Source organism: Mesorhizobium sp. WSM4806 (genome assembly GCF_055811635.1).
Genome location: NZ_JBVVQZ010000005.1, coordinates 153,817 through 173,223, shown reverse-complemented (window position 1 = coordinate 173,223; position 19,407 = coordinate 153,817). Strand labels below are relative to the sequence as shown.

The 19,407-nt window shown below is 64.5% G+C and carries 13 protein-coding genes; 7 read left to right on the top strand and 6 right to left on the bottom strand.

The window, feature by feature from the left end:
- Positions 1-152: 152 nt before the first annotated feature.
- Together AC0L2M_RS10295 and AC0L2M_RS10290 are read right to left on the bottom strand one after the other, a co-directional pair.
- Positions 153-1,412 (bottom strand): ABC transporter substrate-binding protein, encoded by a 1,260-nt coding sequence (locus AC0L2M_RS10295; protein ID WP_287282984.1) that lies wholly within the window; start codon positions 1,410-1,412, stop codon positions 153-155.
- Between the two features lie 2 nt (positions 1,413-1,414).
- The gene (locus tag AC0L2M_RS10290) at positions 1,415-2,371 is read right to left on the bottom strand and encodes an N-acetylmuramic acid 6-phosphate etherase (protein WP_287208334.1); all 957 of its coding nucleotides are present in this window, start codon (positions 2,369-2,371) and stop codon (positions 1,415-1,417) included.
- Positions 2,372-2,571: 200 nt separating this feature from the next.
- Between AC0L2M_RS10290 and AC0L2M_RS10285 the strand changes: the two genes are divergently transcribed.
- Genes AC0L2M_RS10285 through nagA form a run of 4 tightly spaced genes read left to right on the top strand, consistent with a single transcriptional unit; the run spans position 2,572 to position 6,435 of the window.
- Positions 2,572-3,453, top strand: a complete 882-nt coding sequence (locus AC0L2M_RS10285; protein ID WP_473534756.1) for a glucosamine kinase nucleotide-binding domain-containing protein — start codon at positions 2,572-2,574, stop codon at positions 3,451-3,453.
- The gene (locus AC0L2M_RS10280; protein ID WP_128174772.1) at positions 3,450-4,232 is read left to right on the top strand and encodes a GntR family transcriptional regulator; all 783 of its coding nucleotides are present in this window, start codon (positions 3,450-3,452) and stop codon (positions 4,230-4,232) included. Before AC0L2M_RS10285 ends, AC0L2M_RS10280 begins: the two co-directional genes overlap by 4 nt.
- Positions 4,229-5,260 (top strand): SIS domain-containing protein, encoded by a 1,032-nt coding sequence (locus AC0L2M_RS10275; protein WP_287290142.1) that lies wholly within the window; start codon positions 4,229-4,231, stop codon positions 5,258-5,260. The genes AC0L2M_RS10280 and AC0L2M_RS10275 overlap by 4 nt, the downstream gene beginning before the upstream one ends.
- Positions 5,257-6,435 (top strand): N-acetylglucosamine-6-phosphate deacetylase, encoded by a 1,179-nt coding sequence (gene nagA, locus AC0L2M_RS10270; RefSeq protein WP_473534755.1) that lies wholly within the window; start codon positions 5,257-5,259, stop codon positions 6,433-6,435. Before AC0L2M_RS10275 ends, nagA begins: the two co-directional genes overlap by 4 nt.
- A 41-nt stretch (positions 6,436-6,476) precedes the next feature.
- Here nagA and AC0L2M_RS10265 read toward each other — a convergent pair whose 3' ends face one another.
- The 4 genes from AC0L2M_RS10265 to AC0L2M_RS10250 form a co-directional block, all read right to left on the bottom strand.
- A complete protein-coding gene (locus AC0L2M_RS10265) occupies positions 6,477-7,856 on the bottom strand; it encodes a malonyl-CoA decarboxylase (protein ID WP_473534754.1) in 1,380 nt (459 codons plus the stop codon).
- A gap of 226 nt (positions 7,857-8,082) precedes the next feature.
- On the bottom strand, positions 8,083-8,760 hold the full coding sequence (gene rpe, locus AC0L2M_RS10260) for a ribulose-phosphate 3-epimerase (protein WP_473534753.1): 678 nt from the start codon (positions 8,758-8,760) through the stop codon (positions 8,083-8,085).
- 132 nt (positions 8,761-8,892) lie between these two features.
- Positions 8,893-10,851, bottom strand: a complete 1,959-nt coding sequence (locus AC0L2M_RS10255) for an EB domain-containing protein (RefSeq protein ID WP_023801458.1) — start codon at positions 10,849-10,851, stop codon at positions 8,893-8,895.
- Positions 10,852-10,998: 147 nt separating this feature from the next.
- Positions 10,999-14,619, bottom strand: a complete 3,621-nt coding sequence (locus AC0L2M_RS10250; RefSeq protein WP_473534752.1) for a hypothetical protein — start codon at positions 14,617-14,619, stop codon at positions 10,999-11,001.
- A gap of 558 nt (positions 14,620-15,177) precedes the next feature.
- On the opposite strand from AC0L2M_RS10250, the gene dnaK reads away from it, so the two are divergent.
- The 3 genes from dnaK to pmtA all read left to right on the top strand — a co-directional run bounded on the left by dnaK (position 15,178) and on the right by pmtA (position 19,283).
- Positions 15,178-17,094: a molecular chaperone DnaK gene (dnaK, locus tag AC0L2M_RS10245; protein ID WP_091591896.1), complete on the top strand. Its 1,917-nt coding sequence runs from the start codon at positions 15,178-15,180 to the stop codon at positions 17,092-17,094.
- Between the two features lie 310 nt (positions 17,095-17,404).
- Positions 17,405-18,535, top strand: a complete 1,131-nt coding sequence (dnaJ, locus tag AC0L2M_RS10240; protein WP_473534751.1) for a molecular chaperone DnaJ — start codon at positions 17,405-17,407, stop codon at positions 18,533-18,535.
- Positions 18,536-18,677: 142 nt separating this feature from the next.
- Entirely contained in the window at positions 18,678-19,283 is a 606-nt protein-coding gene (gene pmtA, locus AC0L2M_RS10235) for a phospholipid N-methyltransferase PmtA (protein ID WP_027154687.1), read from the top strand.
- Positions 19,284-19,407: the final 124 nt, after the last annotated feature.

Sequence of the window (19,407 nt, the reverse complement as noted above, 5' to 3'; positions counted from 1 at the left end):
CTCGCGAAGCGAGGCGGGTGGGGTCGGCTAAGGCCGCGCGATCGTGACTTCGACCGCGCCTCCCGGCAACGATCAAGTCGCAGCCTGCCTTTACCGACCCCCTCTGTCGCCTCCGGCGACATCTCCCCCTCGAGGGGGGATAGCGCTCGCTCTTACTTCGCCGGCTTATACCAGCTGTCGAGGCCGTCCTGCAGCTTCTTGGCGGCAGCTTCCGGCGTGACGGTGCCGTTGATGACGTTGGCCGATTCAACCCATGTCTCGTTTTCGAGATTCGGCGTGCCGCGCGACAGGATCTGGTAGGTCGAGCGGATGGTCGACTTGCACTTGTCGCGCCAAGAAACGAATTCCTGGGCCAGCGGGTCTTCCATCTTCACCGGGGTGTTGTTCAGGCTGAAGAAGCCCGGCAGCGCGTTGGCGTAGATGGTGGCGAAATCCGGCGAGGCGACCCAGGTCAGGAAGGTCTTGGCCGCATCCGCATTCTTCGACGCCGCATTGAGGCCCATGCCGATGTCGGTGTGGTCGGAGATGTAGCAGGCGTCGCCGGCCTTCTGCACCGGCGGCGGGAACGCGCCCATCTTGAACTGCGCCTGGGTGTTGAACAGGCCGATTTCCCACGAGCCGGCCGGGTAGATGGCGGCGCGGCCGAGGGTGAACAGGTTCTGGCTGTCCGGATAGGTCTGCGCCTCGAAGCCGTCGCCGAGATAGGGCTTCCACTTGGCGAGTTCGGCAAACGGCGTAACCCACTGCGGATCGGTCAGCTTCTGCTCGCCCTTGATCAGCGCCAGACGGCCTTCTTCGCCCTTCCAGTAGTTCGGGCCGATGTTCTGGTAGCCCATGGTCGCGGCTTCCCAGAGATCCTTGGTGCCCATCGCCATCGGGATGTAGGTGCCGTCGGCCTTGATCTTGTCGAGCGCGGCGTAGAACTCCTCATTGGTCGTCGGCACCTTGATGCCGAGCTGGTCGAAGGCGTCCTTGTTGTAGATGAAGCCGTGGATGACGGAAGCCATCGGCACGCAGAAGCTCGACTTGCCGTCGTCGGTCTGCCAGGCGGCCTTGGCGACGTCGGAAAAATTCTCCATGCCAGGCAGCGTCGAGATATCAGCGAGATTGCCCTTCTTGAACAGTTCCAGCGACTTGTCGAACGGGCGGCAGGTGATCAGGTCGCCGGCCGAGCCGGCGGCGAGCTTGGCGCCGAGTGCTGCGTCATATTCGGTCGGCGCCGACGGCGCGAACACCACCTTGATGCCCGGGTTCTTGGCCTCAAAAGCCGGGATCAGCTTGTCCTTCCAGATGGCAAGGTCGTCGCCGCGCCAGCTTTCGATGTTGAGCGTTACGTCCTGGGCACAGGCCATTCCGGCCGAGCCGAGAATGCTGGTGCCGAGAAGCAGTGCCGTCAGTAGTTTGGTTGTCATGCTCAGTCTCCCTGTTGACCTTTTTCAGGTTCGGTTTTGAGAACAGGGGCTTTCCGCCCCATGCTCCCCTCGATCGCGGAAAGCGCCGGACGCAGCTTCTGGCCGGTGCCTTCCAGTATCTTCTGCGCCGCGTCGGCGCTGGCGGCGCCGGCGGCGAGCAGAATGGCGGTCTTGACGTTGCCGCCGCTGTTCTCGAGCAGGCGCGCCGCATCGTCCCTGTCGCGTCCGCTGATCGCGGCGACGATGCGGGCGGCGCGGTCGCGCAGCTTGATGTTGTCGGCCATGAGATTGACCATGTAGCCGTCATGGACATGGCCAAGGTGGATGGCGGCCAGCGTCGACAGCATGTTGAGCGCGATCTTCTGGGCGGTGCCGGCACCCATGCGCGTCGAGCCGGCGATCAGCTCCGGCGGCGTTTCGAGCAGGATGGCGATGTCGGCCAGCCGAAGCAGCGGCGCATCCTTGTTGTTGGCGATGGCGATGGTCGCCGCACCGCGGCGCCCGGCGTCCTCGATCGCCCTGACCGCATAGGGCGTCGAGCCGCTGGCCGAGACCGCGATCAGGCAGTCGCCCTCGCCGATGCCGGCAGCGGCAACCGCCGCCGAGGCTTCTTCGGTGTCGTCCTCCGGCCCGCCGGCCAGTGTCTTGAAGGCATCGTCGCCACCGGCGATCAGGATGGCGATGCGGTCGCGCTGAATGCCGAAGGTGCCCGGCAGCTCCAGCGCATCGGCCAGCGCCATCAGGCCCGAGCTGCCGGCTGCCGCGTAAGCGAGCTTGCCGCCGCTGTTCAGCCGGCTGGCGATGATCTCGGCGGCTTTGGCGATGGCCGGAACGGCGCCGCGCACCGCCTTGGCGGCCTCGATCTGCGCGTTGGCCAACGAGGAAAGGATGGCGTCCGGAGCCTGGATGTCCAGCCCCTCGGCATTCTGGTGAAGCGCTTCGGTGCGCGTTTCGGCCATTTGCTTTCCCTCCAATCCCCAAAACAATACCAAAAAAATACCACTTGTCCATATGCATTAGCGATTTCCATGCCTCGGAACTGGCCTTTCGTCAAAATGCACAGGTTTTTCAATAAAATACACCTTAATCTTTTTGAAACGAAAATTAAGCCTTGGCTATTGGTATTTTATTGGTATTATCCGCCCGGAGGAGAAATCGTGTGAAATTTGTGCTTGGCATCGATGGCGGCGGCACCAGCTGCAGGGCGGCTCTTGCAACGGCGGACGGCACTGTCGTCGGCCGCGCCAAGAGCGGTGCCGCCAACATCCGCACCGATCTCACCGGCGCCAGGGCCAACATTGTCGAGGCGGCAAGGCAGGCCTTTGTCGCCGCCGGGCAGGATCCCGAACTGATCCCGCAGACGCCGGCCGTCCTCGGCCTCGCCGGCGCCAATGTCGGCACCTACAGGCAGCAGCTCGAAGCGATCCTGCCGTTCAGCCAAAACCGTGTCGAGACCGACGCCGAGATCGCGCTGGAAGGCGCGGTCGGCTCCGGTGACGGCGCCATGGCCATCCTCGGCACCGGCACCGCCTACATGGCGCGCAAAAACGGCAAGTCGCGCGCCATCGGCGGCTGGGGATTCCAGGTTGGCGACCAGGGCAGCGGCGCCCGCATCGGCCGCGACCTGCTCGAGCAGACGCTGCTCGCCTATGATGGCATCCGCCAGGGATCGCCGCTGACGCAGGCCATGCTCGCCATCTTCCGCGACAATCCCGAGGATTTGGTCGAGTTCACCACCAACGCAAAACCCGGCGATTTCGGTGGCTTCGCGCCCAAGGTCTTCGAGCATGCCGAAAAGGGCGACGCCGTCGCCAACTGGATCCTCGACAAGGCAATCGCCGACGTCGAGGCAGCACTTGGCGTGCTCGATCTCGGCGACGACGATCCGCTCTGCCTGCTTGGCGGGCTGGCGCCGCTCTATGCACGACGCCTGTCGGCGCGCTACCGGGCGCTGCTGAAGCCGCCGCTCGACGACGCGCTGGGCGGCGCCGTGCAGATGGCGGTGCGGGTTTTCTCGAGTGCGACGGAGGCGGCGCGATGAGCGAGGCCGCCGACCAGATCTTCGCCACGCTGAAACAGTCGGCGCAAAGCGGCGCGCCGCTCTATCTGCAGCTCAGGAAGAGCATCGAGGACGCGGTCAATCGCGGCCTGATCGGGCCGGGCGACGCGCTGCCGTCCGAGCGCGACATCGCCAGCAAGGCCGACATTTCGCGGGTCACCGTGCGCAAGGCGGTGCAGGATCTGGTCAAGGACGGCATCCTTGTCCAGCGTCACGGCTCCGGCACCTTTGTCGCGCCGCGGATGGAGCGCGTCGAGCAGTCGCTGTCGCGGCTGACGTCCTTCACCGAGGATATGGCGCGGCGCGGCATGGCGGTGCGTTCGGCCTGGCTCGACCGCGGCCTCTATGCGCCGTCGCCGGACGAGATGATGGTGCTCGGCCTGTCATCGAACGAACTGGTGGCGCGGGTGGCGCGCCTGCGCATCGCCAACGAAACGCCGCTGGCGATCGAGCGCGCGGCACTGTCTGCCAGCGTGCTGCCCGACCCGGCGGCGATCGGTTCGTCGCTCTACGCGGCGCTTGAAACGACCGGCCATCGGCCGGTGCGGGCGGTGCAGCGCATCTCCGCCGCCAATCTCGGCGACGACGACGCGCGCCTGCTCGAAGTGCCGCCTGGCATTGCCGGCCTGCACATCGAGCGTATTTCCTATCTGGCGAGCGGCAAGGTGATCGAATTCACCCGCTCGATCTACAGGGGCGACGCCTATGATTTCGTCGCCGAGCTCCGGCTGAGCGGGCCGGGCGAAGAGGGCCGGCCATGAGCGCGACAATTACCCATATGCGGCGCGAGATCGAGGAGATCCCGGAGGCGACCGCGCGCCTGCTCGACGGCTCGGCAGCGGTGCTGACCGAGGCCGGGCGCGGCATTCGCGAGCGCGATCCAAACTTCGTCGTCACCGTAGCGCGCGGCTCCTCCGATCATGCCGCCACGTTCATGAAGTATGCGGTGGAACTGACCGCCGGCCTTGCCGTCGCGTCGGTCGGCCCGTCGATCGCTTCGATCTATGGCGCCAGGCTCAAGCTGGCCGGCTCGGCCTGCCTGGCGATCTCGCAGTCGGGCAAGAGCCCGGACATCGTCGCCATGGCGCAAGCCGCGAGAGCCGGCGGTTCGCTGACCGTCGCCATCACCAACACCGCCGATTCGCCGCTGGCGCGGGCCTGCGACTACGCCATCGACATCCTGGCCGGCCCGGAGCGCAGCGTCGCGGCGACGAAGACCTTCGTCAATTCAGCCGTCGCCGGCCTCGCCTTGATGGCGCATAGCACCGGGGACGACAAGTTGCTGGCGGCGCTCGCCCGTTTGCCAGAACATTTCCGCAAGGCGATCGCCTGCGACTGGATGGCGCTGGCCAGCGCCCTTGAGACGCAGAAGTCTCTGTTCATCCTCGGTCGTGGTCCGTCCGCGGCGATCGCCAATGAGGCGGCGCTGAAATTCAAGGAAACCTGCGCCATGCACGCCGAGGCCTATAGTGCTGCCGAAGTGATGCATGGCCCGCTGGCGCTAGTCGGGCCTGACTTTCCGGTGCTGGCGCTCGCCGCCCGCGATGCTTCCGAGCCGTCGGTCGCAGAGGCCGCCGACAGCCTGGCGGGCAAGGGCGCGGCCGTCTTCGTGACTTCGGACAAGGCGACAAGCGCTCAGCACCTGCCGCATGTCGCCACCGGCCATCCACTGACCGACCCGCTGGCGCTGATCGTGTCGTTCTATGGCTTCGTCGAGGCCTTTGCCCGCCATCGCGGTCTCGATCCGGACACGCCACCCAATCTTCGCAAGGTGACGGAAACCATATGAGCGACCGTTTTGCCCTGACTGGCGCCCGGATTTTTGACGGCGACGACTGGCACGACGACGCTGCCCTTGTCGTGCGAGACGGTCTCGTCGAGGCCATCGTCGCCGCCGGAGCCGTTCCGTCCGGCGTCGAGCGTATCGAAACCGGCGGCGGCATGCTTGCACCGGGCTTCGTCGACCTGCAGGTCAATGGCGGCGGCGGCGTCATGCTCAACGACCACCCCGATGTCGCCTCGATCGAGACCATCTGCCGGGCACATGCGCCGTTCGGCACGACGGCGCTGCTGCCGACGCTGATCACCGACACGCCCGCCATCACCGCAGCGGCGGTTGCCGCCGGGGTCGAGGCCGCGCAGCAGAAGGTGCCGGGCTTTTTGGGCCTGCATCTCGAAGGCCCGCATCTGTCGATCGCCCGCAAGGGCGCGCATGACCCGGCGCTGATCCGGCCGATGCTGGATGCCGACCAAGCGGTGCTGGTTGCGGCGCGGAAAACCCTGCCGGTGCTGCTGACGACTGTAGCGCCGGAATCCGTCGACCCGGAACGCGTTTCGGCGCTGGTCGAGGCCGGCATCGTCGTCAGCCTCGGCCATTCCGACACCTTCTATGCCAAGGCGCGCGCGTTCGCCGATGCCGGCGCAACAATGGTCACCCATCTGTTCAACGCCATGAGCCAGATCGGCAACCGCGAGCCGGGGTTGGCGGGTGCTGCCATCGATACAGGCACATTGTTTGCCGGCATCATCGCTGACGGCATCCATGTCGATCCCGCCACCATGGCCATCGCGCTGCGTGCCAAGCAGGACCCGGCAAAAATTTTCCTGGTCACCGACGCCATGGCGACGATCGGCACCGATATGACCTCGTTCACGCTGAACGGCCGCACCATCTATCGCAAGGACGGCAGCCTGCGGCTCGCCGACGGGACGCTGGCCGGCGCCGATCTCGACATGATCGCCGCCGTCCGCTTCGTCCACCGCATCGTCGGACTGGACCTGTCGGAGGTCCTGCGCATGGCTTCGCTCTATCCGGCGCAGGCGATCGGCCAATCACACCGGCTCGGGCGCTTCGCCAACAGCACCGCCGCCGATATCGTTGCACTCTCGGACGAATTGGACGTCAAGGGCGTCTGGATAGAAGGCAAGAGGGTTTTCGAGGTCGGTGTCGCAAAGGGTGCCTAAGATATCAGCCGTTTGGCCCGCAGCCTGAAGCGGCTGGTTGCTCAACTGTCCCTCTTGTCCCCAATCACCTGGGCTGGCGCCGGAAGCCGCGGTGCAGACGGTCTCGTCGGTTTCGGCAGCAGGCGGCGCACGGCGGGCGCGGCCGCCACATCGTTCCTGGCGGCGAACAGCTCGTGGTTCTTCTCGATGTCGTCGAGCTTGTAGCGATAATTGACCATCAGGCCATGCGCCTGACGCAAGGCGCGGGGCGACAGATCGCCGAAAAGGTCGATGCGCTCCAGCCGCGCGCCATTGCCGAGATGGAAGCGGGCGACCGGGTCGATCACCTTGCCGGAGGCGGTGCGAGCTTCGAGGAAATACTGTGCCGCAAGCGGAAGCAGGGCTTGGCCTGCGCGGTCGCGCACGGCAGCATCTGCACGCCAGCCCTCGTCGGCGACGAGATCCAGCGCCTCAGTGGCGGAGGGGATGGTTTCGGCCTGCTCGGCCAGCCAGCGGGCAAAGCCCGGCACTGGCGACAAGGTGACGAAATCGGTCAGGCCGGGAAGGTCGCGGCGCAGGTCCTCGACCACCTGCTTGATCAGAAAATTGCCGAAGGAGATGCCGCGCAGGCCCTCCTGGCAGTTGGAGATGGAATAGAACACCGCCGTCGTAGCCTGCCGCGGCGGCACCAGCGGCCGCTCGTCGGCGAGCAGCTCGGCGATCGTCGTCGGCATCGCCCGGGTGAGCGCGACTTCGACGAAGATCAGCGGCTCGTCGCCGAGCTGCGGATGAAAGAACGCATAGCAGAGCCGGTCGGCGGGCTCGATCCGGCGGCGCAGATCATCCCAGGTGTGGATGGCATGCACCGCCTCGTAGCGGATGATTTTCTCCAGGATGTTGGCCGGCGTCGACCAGTCGATCCGCCGCAGCACCAGGAAGCCCCGGTTGAACCATAACGACAGCAGGTGCGTGAAGTCGGCATCGACGATGGCGAGATCGGGCAATGTGGGCAGCCGGGCAAGCAGATCCTCGCGCATGCGCACCAGCGTCTCGATGCCGCCGGGCGCCAGGTTCAGGCGGCGCAAAAGCTCCTGCCTGGCCGGCTCGGCGGCGTCGTGCAGGGCAAGTGCCGAACGATCGTCCGGCGCGGCGCGATAGGCATCCACCGCGGCGGCAAGCCTGGTGTGATCGGTGCCGAAACGATCGCACAGTACATGCAGGAAAGCCAGCCTGCCATCGGCGCCGAGAGTTCGCCAGCGATCGAGTATTTCTCTTGCATAGGCGACGCCCGATGCCTCCCCCTGGCTGGAAAGCAGACGGACGCACAAACGTGCCAGGCTGTCGGCCGAAACCGGCTCGTCACCGCGCACGAGGTTCAGCATCATCCGGCCGCGGTCGGCGATGGTGTTCAGCAGGTCAGCGAAGAAGGGGCTGCGATTCATCGATCCGACCGTCGAAGGGGAGCCTGCGGGAGGGTCCGGAGAGGCATCAGGGTGAGACAGAGAATATGGATGGTAGTTTTGGATATGCCAATAAAATCGCCAAAAATGGACAAGGCCATTTTGGCTGGGGATCGCATGTCACGAGCGCAGGCGCACCGGCGTCGGCCAACGAATTCCTGACCGGCTGGGGAGAACAGCGCGTGCCGGTGACGTCGCGCCGGCAGCGTCAGCCGGCCACCTGGTCGGCCGCTGTCCTGATCGCCTCGATGTTCGCCCGATAGGCTTCGACGCTGCCGCCCTTGAAGATAGCCGCACCGGCGACCAGCACGCTGGCGCCGGCGGCGGTGACCAGTGGCGCGGTTTCGGGCGAGACGCCGCCGTCGATCTCGATCCGGATCGGCCGATTGCCGATCAGCGCCTTCACCCGCTTCACCTTGTCGATGACCTCCGGGATGAAGGCCTGGCCGCCAAAACCCGGATTGACGGTCATGATCAGGATCAGATCGAGCCGATCGAGCACGTATTCGATCGCCGTTTCCGGCGTCGCCGGGTTTAGCGACACGCCGGCCTTCTTGCCCAAGTTCCTGATCGTCTGCAGCGAACGGTCGAGATGCGGCCCGGCCTCGGCATGCACCGTCATGCCGTCGCAGCCGGCTTCGGCGAACGCCTGCAGATAGGGATCGGCCGGCGCGATCATCAGATGGCAGTCGAAAAAGGTTTTGGTGCGGTTGCGGATCGCCTTGATCACCGGCGGGCCGAAGGTGATGTTGGGCACGAAATGCCCGTCCATGACGTCGAGATGGATCCAGTCGGCGCCGGCCGCCACCACCGCCTCGACCTCGTCGCCGAGCTTCGAAAAATCCGACGCCAGCACCGATGGCGCGATCAGGGTCTTTTGAGCCATGTTCGCTTCCCGTTCTCGAGCCCGCCTTCGCCGTAATCGTCTCAGCGCTGCTTGTCGACAGGAATCCGGTGCCAGCGCGAAAGGAGAGAGGCAGCATCGGCCACCTCTCTCCCCTGTTCAAGCGTCGCGATTTCAGTTCACGGGATGCCGCGGCCTGGCCGGTCGTGGCGGCAACACCTTGCCGCTGCCTTGCTTCACTTTCTGCAGGTTGAGCTTCTTCACAGGGTGCTTGGGCACGCAGTGTCCACGCAGCAGTTTTTCGGTTGCCCGGCAGGCGGTGACGATCACCGGCTTCTTGACGCATGCATTGCCGACCAGATGATAGCCGCGCTTGCAATCGACAATGATGGAGGGCTTGTGCACGCATCTCCCATCGATGCGCTGTTCGTCGCGCTTGCACCTGTCGGCGATCACTGCATTGCGCACGCATTTCAGGCCGACCTGATGGTGACCGGGCAGGCAGTGGATGCTGACCCCAACGCATTTGCCGTCGACACGCTTTTCGGTGCTGCGGCAGGCAGCCACGACCGGCCTGTCGACGCATTTGCCACGGATCAGCCTTTGGCTCGGCAGGCATGTGCGGCCGGCATCGATGACGACCGGCGGAAGTTGCGGTTTGCCGGGATTGGGTCGCGTATCGACCGCCAGACCATCGGCATTCGGATCAAAATTGCGCTTGATGCAGGTAAAATCCTCCGTGCTGTTGTCGACGGTGGCGATCGAACCGTTCTGCTTGATCTCCTGCAGGGTGCACTGGATCGAGCGGGTTCTGACGATGCTAAGTTCGTGTGCGGCACTCGCCTTGAACACACCGCCATTGTTAAAGGCGGCTGTCGTGCCGGTGAAGAATGCGCCGTTCGAGCAACTGATGCGGTAGTGAAACGCACCCGGCGCATCGCGCTCGACCTCGAACGCCACCTGGCCTTTGCGCGGGCAGAGTTTTTTGAAGCCAGCGCTGTCCGAGACGGTGACCTCGCCTTGCCAGTCCGAATGCGCCGGCGGGTTTTCGGGGTTATCCTGAGGTGCGTCGGTGAAGCCGCCCCCACCCGCGCCGGTGCAATGGACGGTGATGTCCTTCCAGCCGTCGAAAGGTTCGAACGGGCCGTTGCCGATGATCTCGGTCTTGTACTGGAAATAGGCGGTGGCGCCGACGTCCTCCCATTTCTCATAGGTGGCGAAATAGCCATTCTTGGTCGCGTCGTATGACGCCCACGCCTGCTGCACCTCGGAGGTGATCGGCCCGTCGTTCTTCTGGCGCCAGATGCGCATCGACACCGGCCCGGCCTGGTTGGCCTGCGCCCGGCTCGTGACCTTCAACGACGGGCAGACCGTACCGGGCGTCGAGCCGGCCTGGTTCGACTGGTAGGTGGTCAGGAACAGCTTGACGTTTTCGACGTCGAATTCGCCGAAATCATTGGCGACGTCCTGAACCGGCGGCTTGATGACGGGGTCGCAGACGATTTGGACGTCGAACGAGCCATGCTCGGCATAGTGCGAGTCGTACAGCGGATGGGGCCAGCTGCCGCCCTGGGCCTCGCTGACCGCATTGTCCATGTCGAGCGCCGTGTCGGTGAGTGCCGAGAAGCTCGCATGAAAACTGTGCGTGAACGAGTAGGATTTTGTCGGCCCATCGGGCTGGAGGTGCTGGTTGCACCTGGCGATGATCTGGTCGCCGTAAGGCACGACGGCGATACCGCTATCTGAGGACAGCGGCATGATTGAGGGGTCGAAGGAGAAATTTTGCTGGTGATCGTAGTCGCGGCTGACAGGCGAGGCGCTCCAGATCGGAGGAAACGCGCCGCACTGGCCCGGTCCACAAACGCCGAGCGCCACGCCGACGTCCTGCACATAGCCTGGCCACCGTGTGTTGAGCTTCATGTGGCCCCAGAACTGGACGTTGCCGCTTTTCAGCGTGTCCCATTTTTGCTTGTCGCTCGAGCCGACATGGATTGTCGTGTTGGCGCTTTCGGTGTTGAACGACATTGACTTGATGTTCGCCTGCTTGGCGAAGGCCGGCGTGGTGGCGAGCGCAGCTGCGATCAGGGCAGCGGCCGCTGCCGTGTTGCGGAAAGCATGTTTGGCTGAAGACATTTTCTCTCTCCCTGAAATGTTGCTTCGGGGAGTTTGTCGCCGACTGCGGCGATAAGGTTCACGCAGCGGCTGAAACACGTCCGACGGACGAAAAAACCCCGCCGGATTGCTCGGGCGAGGTCTTGGTGCTGGGCTGAGCCCGGGACCCTACTGGAGAGCCCGCGGCCTGCGCCTCGGCTGCTGCAGGATGCTCGGGTTCAGCAGCAGGTTCGGATTTATCTGCAGCGTCGGCGCCCTGCGGATCGGAGTGCAGTCTGGGTACCGTCCGACTGTCCCGACCGGGCAGCGCCGCCTGATGATCGGCTGACACCGGCCGTTGATCAGCCCGGAGCCAGGCGCGCACTCCAGCTGTGCCCGGCGGCATGCGCCTCTGATCACCTCGGTCCCGCGCGGGCAGACACAGGCGCCACGTTTGTTGTGAACTTGGCCGCGGATGGTGCACTGTTCAACGGTCGGCTTCGTGACGATCGGCATGCAGGCCCTGCCCCTCAGTTCCGTCCGTCTCGGACAGACGCAATCGCCGCTCTTGGTGCGGATCTGGCCAGGCAGCAGCTTGCACAGGCGTGCCGGAGGCTCGTCGGTCGACACGCACCTGCGGTTATCCAGCTCGGTTCCGCGCTGGCAGACACAACGCCCGTCGGAGGTACGGATCTGGCCCTTGAGCAGCACGCAGCGCTCCTTCGGCTTCGGTATGATGACCGTGCCGCCAGCGGACGAGCACTGGCCGTTGCGGAAAGTGGTGCCTTGCGGGCAGACGCAGCGGCCGGCGTCGTTCATGACGAGGCCCTGCGAGCACGCCTTCTTCACCTGTTTCTTGATGGTGAAGGGATGGCAGGCATAGGCCTTGCCGCGATCGCCCTGCACATTGGCCGACTCGCGGGAGAGCATTTTGCCGGCACCTCGCACCGGCGTATCGGGCGACAGCACGCCGACACAGTTCTGGCCGCTGCCGGTGCCCTGCAGATTGGCCAGGCGGCCGTCGTCGGGAATGATCACAGTCACTTGGTGAACGTGGCTTTCCCCGGCGCCGAGCGTCAGGTTGGCGATGCAGGATGCAGGCAAGGTCGCCGGTTCCGGCGCACAGCCGAAGGGCGGGTCGATCGAGGTGATCGCAACGCCTTCCAGCCGGCCAAGGCCTTCGACACCGATCGCATCACCAATGCGAACCGGACCGGAGAAGGCGTTTTTCCCATCATTCGCGATGGTGATCTCGAACGAGCAGGGCTGGCCGACCCGGCACTCGGCATCGCCGGTTTTCTCGACACGGATGGTCGAGGCGCCGCCACCCTTGGCGCAGGCCCTGCCGATCGGATGGACGACGTCGTCTCCTGGCGCCGGGCCGTAGGAGCCGCGTGCGCAGTTCTCGAATACGCCATTCGCTGCAAGCGCCACGTCGAAGTGACGGCTGGTTCCGGGCGTCATGACGGCGCCGGGAATCTGGCACGACAACGCATTGGCCGGAACCGGTCCGCACGTCCATTCCGCGCCGTCGGGAGTGACGGTCTGGATCTGAACGGGCCTGCCGCCGGGCACCAGCGTCGCGGCACCGTTGACCCGCAGCGGACCGGTGGGGGCACTGGTGCCGGTGCTGATGACGGTGATGCGGCAGGTGACGACCGCAGCACCGGCCAGCGCTCCCCTGCACATCTTGGTGATGCGCATGGCCGGCTTGCCGCTGTCGGGATGACGGATGCGTTGCCTGGCGCAGGCCCTGTTGTTGGTGAGGTTGTTCTCGCCGGGGATGGCTTTCACCTCGGCGCAGTTCTCGACCGTGTTTGGCCGGTAACCAGCCGGCATTACCGCCTTGACGAAGATCGGCGTCGAGGCGCCCGGCGAGAGCACGATGCCGGCATTGTCGCAACGGAACTGGCCGGGGCCGTTCGGTCCGCATGTCCATGGCGGGATCGGGCCGAAGCTCGACGATGCCGGCACGCCACCCGGATAGGTGTCGGTAACCGTCAGCGGCCCGTCGTAGCGGACGTTGCCGTTGTTGATGATATCGATCACGAAGGTGCAGACACCATCTGCCGTGCAGACCGGGGTGCGGGCACGCTTCTTCAGGATCAAATCGACCTTCTTTTCCACCGGCGGCCGGCAGTCGCGGCCCCGGTCGCCACGCCGGCAGATCGGGATCGAGGCGCAGTCGCGGTCGTTGTCGAGGCAAGGAGGCATGCCGCCGGGCCGCGGAAAATCAGGCGGATAGAAAGGCGGCAGGTAACCGCCGCCCGGTATCTGCTCATTGTAGCCGGTACGGCCTTCGCAGGGATGCCAGACTTCGACGTCGCCGACATGCCCTTCTGCCTCAGGGCCTTCTACCTCGGGGTCTTCGAAATAGCCGTCAAAGTCGACGAACCACGCGCCGAAAGGCGGCACGTTGGCTGGCTTGACCAGCGCCGTCGGCGTGATCTGCACACCGTGCACGGCGAGCGGCCCGCCGCCGGCAAGCCGTTCGGCAAGCGCGGGGTTGTCGCGCAACTTGTCTGCGGTCTTGACCAGCGTCTCGCTGCAGATGCTCGCGTCGAGATTGCCGTCGGCGTCATAGCCATATTGCAGGTCGAGGCCGCCAGCCGACCGCCGGTTGTCTTGCGGGAAGCCGACCGCATAGTCCTGCGGCATTTCCACCCAGATTGATTCCGTCGCCGGATCGTCCGGGTTTTCGCGCCCGTAGCGGAAGACCTCACCCGTGCCGGTATCGGCGAACCGGCTGTAGTCGTAGCGGTTTTCCACCGGGCCGCGCTGGGCCAGGTACATGAAGCCGCTGATGTCGAAAGCGATGTCGGTGACGGCGTGGCCGTTGTCGGCCTTGACCGTCAATTCCCAGCGCGGGTCGCCAGCAAAGCTGCCGTCGCGGGCAACGCCCACCGACCAGAGATCGGCCTTTTCAGCGACGGAATAATAGAGGCGGCCGCCGTGATAGGCGACGGACCAGACGCGACGCTCATCCTGCGTATAACCCCAGCTGTCGGGGTCCTCGCTGTCGAAGGCAGCATCCTCGATGTCCATCACCAAGCCATCGTCGGCAAGCGGGGCCAGCCCGTGCGCCGGGCGTCCGGCAACGCCATGGTCGAACCTGTCGACCAGCGTGCCGTTGGCATCGATGCGGTGGATGAGACCGGTGTCGAGGTCGCTGGCGAAGAATTGGCGGCGGATAGTGTCGAAGGTGACGTCGCCGATGCCAGGGCCGCTGTTGGTTTCGAGGTCGGCGAATTTGCTGACCTGGCCGGTGATGCCGTCGATCTTCCAGATCGTGCCCGGTCCGCCACCGTTCTCGGTGCCGAACTGGCCGTCCATGAAGGTGGCGCCGGCAGCACCACGACGCTGCCGCTCGGGACGACCGTCCGCATCTTCGTCTGACGTGACGATGCGGGCGCCATGCAGCGAGGTGGCGCCGGCATAGAGGTTCGCAATGCCCGAGGGAGCACCGTCGCGTACCCCGTCGTCATAGGTGATGCCGAACACCTGGCCGATCTGCCCGGCCGTCACTTCGAAGGGCGGCGGCGTGAAGACGAGTTGGCCGGAGGCCCGCCCGCCCAGCCTTGAAACGTCAAAGACGCGCAAGGTTGCGCGCGTCGTGTCGATAAAGGTCTCGTCGACCGGGTCGACGCTGGGCGGCAGGCCCTCCTCAGGATCACGAATGACGGTACCGGAAAATCCGGTCACCGCCATCGAGCCTGGATAGATGATCTGCGTTTCCTGCGCCTGCACGGCACCGCCAAGCCACAGGATGGTGGCGAGCGCCAACGCCGGAAAGCCGCTGGCTGTTTGCATCGCACGGCGCAAACGGCCAGCACGAGAGCGTACGAACGCGCCGTGGTCGCAAGACATGGAATTCCCCCCGCGGGCGACGGGAGAAACATCCGGTGTTTCCGCGCAAACCAGGGCAAGGCGCGACGTTCCGGCACGTTTTCCCTGATCGAATTTGTCTGCTTTCCTCGTGATCACGATATGCCGGCTCTTACGCATGGTCAACGGAACCAGCGGAACGCCTGGCATAGCGACCCCACCCCGAAAGCGGTGGTCGCGCTGAGACTGGATTTCCAGTCATGGCCTTTCCTTTCCAGGGCCGCACCACGCAGCGCATCTGGGTGTCAGTGCGAACCGACGCTGAAAGGTTCATGGGCCGGAGAACCCTGGCCGGGCCGAGAAAAGGATGTGTTGGATGCCTTGCGCAGAATGCTTGCGCGCCGCGCAGCCTGTTCTTATATACGCGCCAAGCCGTTCGGCGCCGGAATGCCGGTTGCCGAAGCGGAATTTCTTGTGAACAGGGGCTTTCGGCGGAACGCCTGTACGGGTCCTGAGAGCCTGCTTAGCGGAGAGATTAGAAAAATGGCAAAAGTAATCGGTATCGATCTGGGGACCACCAACTCCTGCGTCGCCATCATGGACGGCAAGGAATCGAAGGTCATCGAGAATGCGGAAGGCGCGCGCACGACCCCATCCATCGTCGCCATCAACAGCGACGGCGAGCGCCTCGTCGGCCAGCCGGCCAAGCGCCAGGCGGTCACCAATCCTGAAAACACCATCTTCGCGGTCAAGCGCCTGATCGGCCGCCGCTATGACGATCCGGTTACGGAAAAGGACAAGAAGCTTGTCCCCTACCAGATCGTCAAGGGCGACAATGGCGACGCCTGGGTCGAGGCCGGCGGCAAGAAGCAGTCGCCCAGCCAGATCTCGGCAATGATCCTGCAGAAGATGAAGGAAACGGCGGAAGCCTATCTCGGCGAGAAGGTCGAGAAGGCGGTCATCACCGTTCCGGCCTATTTCAACGACGCCCAGCGCCAGGCAACCAAGGATGCCGGCAAGATCGCCGGCCTGGAAGTGCTGCGCATCATCAACGAGCCGACCGCGGCCGCACTTGCCTACGGCCTCGACAAGAAGGAAGGCAAGACCATTGCCGTCTATGACCTTGGCGGCGGCACGTTCGACATTTCGGTGCTCGAAATCGGCGACGGCGTGTTCGAGGTGAAGTCGACCAATGGCGACACCTTCCTCGGCGGCGAGGATTTCGACATGCGTCTGGTCGAATATCTGGCGGCCGAGTTCAAGAAGGAACAGGGCATCGACCTGCGCAGCGACAAGCTCGCGCTTCAGCGCCTCAAGGAAGCGGCCGAAAAGGCCAAGATCGAGCTGTCGTCGACGACGCAGACCGAGATCAACCTGCCCTTCATCACCGCCGATGCCACCGGCCCCAAGCACCTGACGTTGAAGCTGACGCGGGCGAAGTTCGAGAGCCTGGTCGAGGATCTCGTCCAGCGCACGATCGAACCCTGCAAGGCGGCGCTCAAGGATGCCGGCCTGAAGGCCGGCGAAATCGACGAGGTCGTCCTAGTCGGCGGCATGACCCGCATGCCCAAGATCCAGGAGATCGTGAAGCAGTTCTTCGGCAAGGAGCCGCACAAGGGCGTCAATCCGGATGAGGTCGTCGCATTGGGCGCCGCCATCCAGGCCGGCGTGCTGCAGGGCGACGTCAAGGACGTGCTGTTGCTTGACGTGACGCCGCTGTCGCTCGGCATCGAGACGCTGGGTGGTGTGTTCACGCGGCTGATCGAGCGCAACACGACGATCCCGACCAAGAAGAGCCAGGTGTTCTCGACTGCCGAGGATTCACAATCGGCCGTGACCATCCGCGTCTTCCAGGGCGAGCGTGAAATGGCCGCCGACAACAAGGCGCTCGGCCAGTTCGACCTGGTCGGCATTCCGCCGGCGCCGCGTGGCGTGCCGCAGATCGAGGTCACTTTCGACATCGACGCCAACGGTATCGTCAACGTCTCGGCCAAGGACAAGGGCACCGGCAAGGAGCACCAGATCCGCATTCAGGCGTCTGGCGGCCTTTCGGACGCCGACATCGAGAAGATGGTGAAGGACGCCGAAGCCAATGCCGAGGCCGACAAGAAGCGGCGCGCGTTGGTCGAGGCCCGCAACCAGGCCGAGGCGCTGGTGCATTCCTCGGAAAAGTCGCTGAAGGAATATGGCGAGAAGGTTTCCGAGGCCGACCGCACGGCGATCGCCGATGCGATCGCGGCGCTGAAGACCGCTGCCGAAGGCGACGACGCCGCCGAGATCGAAGCCAAGACGCAGGCGCTCGCCGAAACCTCGATGAAGCTCGGCCAGGCCATGTACGAGGCTTCGCAGAAGGAAGCCGCGGAAGCTGACGCCAAGGCGGACGCCGCCAAGGACAGCGACGTGGTCGACGCCGACTTCGAGGAAATCAACGAGGACGACGACAAGAAGAAGTCGGCCTAAGCGGCCTGCCGGCAGGTTTAGGCGCATGACCCCGAAATCGGAATCGATTTCCGGAAAGGATCATGCGCAAAAATCAAAGTGCTATAGCGTCCTTTGCGTGTCCAACAGGACGCGCGGCGCTGTAGTAAGCCCGGCGTAAAGCCGGGCTTTTTTGCCACTCTGGCCGAAAAAGTGCGTGCCTGATCGAAAAAGTGCGGGCAAGCCCGTGTCAACACTGGCATCCCGGCTCCATCGCACCTAAATCGGAACAGCGTGCCGGCGAACGACGCAAAGTGCTTCAAGACGTTGAATATCCGGACTGCGGGAAAAGATGAAAGCTGATTTCTACGAAACGCTGGGCGTGCAAAAGGGGGCCGACGAGAAGGAGCTCAAGAGCGCTTTCCGCAAGCTGGCCATGCAGTTCCACCCCGATCGCAATCCCGGCGATCATGCCTGCGAGCACAAGTTCAAGGAAATCAACGAAGCCTACGAGACGTTGAAGGATCCGCAGAAGCGGGCGGCCTACGACCGTTTCGGCCACGCCGCCTTCGAACAGGGCGGCATGAACGGCGGCGCACACGGCTTCGGCGCCGGCGGTTTCGCCGACATCTTCGAGGATATTTTCGGCGACATGATGGGCGGGCGCCAGCGCCGCTCGTCAGGCGGACGCGAGCGCGGTGCAGACCTGCGCTACAATATGGAAATCACGCTGGAGGAGGCGTTTGCCGGCAAGACGGCGCAGATCCACGTGCCGGCCTCGATCTCCTGCATGGAATGCTCCGGCAGCGGCGCCAAGCCCGGCACCCAGCCCGTCACCTGCTCGATGTGCAACGGCCACGGCAAGGTGCGCGCCACGCAAGGCTTCTTCTCGATCGAGCGCACCTGCCCGCAATGCCAGGGACGTGGCCAGACCATCAAGGAGCCGTGCGCGAAATGCGCCGGCCAGGGCCGCGTCACCGAGGAGCGCTCGCTGTCGGTCAACATCCCGGCCGGCATTGAGGACGGCACCCGCATCCGCCTTGCCAATGAGGGCGAGGCCGGCCTGCGCGGCGGCCCGTCGGGCGATCTTTATATTTTCCTGGCGGTCAAGCCGCACGAATTCTTCCAGCGCGACGGCGCCGATCTCTACTGCAAGGTGCCGATCTCAATGACGACGGCTGCCCTTGGCGGTTCCTTCGAGGTGACGACGCTGGACGGCACCCAGACGAAGGTCAAGGTGTCGGAAGGCACCCAGAACGGCCGCCAGTTCCGCCTCAAGGGCAAGGGCATGCCGGTGCTGCGCCAGCACAATGTCGGCGATCTCTACATCCAGACCGCGGTCGAGACGCCGCAGAACCTATCCCGCCGCCAGCGCGAGCTGCTGGAGGAGTTCGAGCAGCTTTCCTCGAAGGATAATTCGCCGCAGTCGAGCGGCTTTTTCGCCCGCATGAAGGACTTTTTCGAGACCTTCAGCGAGCGCTGATGGCGACTCTCGCCAATCGGATGTAGAATACAACCGAGCGGAAGCTCCCCTAGCGTCATCAACACCTTATACCGGCGTCCGCCTTGCCTTGAAGCCCGTAGCTGCTAAGTAGCCACTCGGGGGACCGTTCAGGAGAACTTGCATGGCACATGGTCCCGGACTGCGAAAGACGCTGGCAGAGAAGTTCGACGACGAACTGAAGTTCTTCAAGGGCTGGATCGACAAGCCGAAGGCGGTCGGTTCGATCGTGCCGACCAGTTCCATCACGGCCCGCAAGATGGCCTCCGTCGTCAACCCGATGTCGGGCCTGCCGGTGCTCGAAGTCGGGCCCGGCACCGGTGTCATCACCCGAGCCATCCTCGCCCACGGCGTAAAGCCTGAAAATCTCTACGCAGTCGAATACTCCCCCGATTTCGTGCGCCATCTGCGCCAGCTCTATCCCGGCGTCAACGTCATCGAGGGCGATGCCTTCAATCTCGATGCGACGCTCGGCGACAAGAGCGGCCTGACCTTCGATTCGGTCATCTCCGGCGTGCCATTGCTCAATTTCCCGGTCGAACAGCGCGTCGCCTACGTCGAAAGCCTTCTCGACCGCATCCCGACAGGCCGCCCGGTCGTGCAGCTGACCTACGGCCCGCTGTCGCCGATCCCGCCCGGCCGCGGCGACTACACGGTCGAGCATTTCCATTTCGTCATCCGCAACATCCCACCTACGCAGCTGTGGATCTACCGGCGCGGGGCGCATTAGCTTCTCCGCGCAAAGCCGTTCGGTGGAAACGCGCGTCACTTCGTCATCCACGGGAGCGTAGCGACGCAGCCCAGACCCGAGAATCCATGCCGGGATATCTGAGCCCCGCAGCGGTACAGAATGC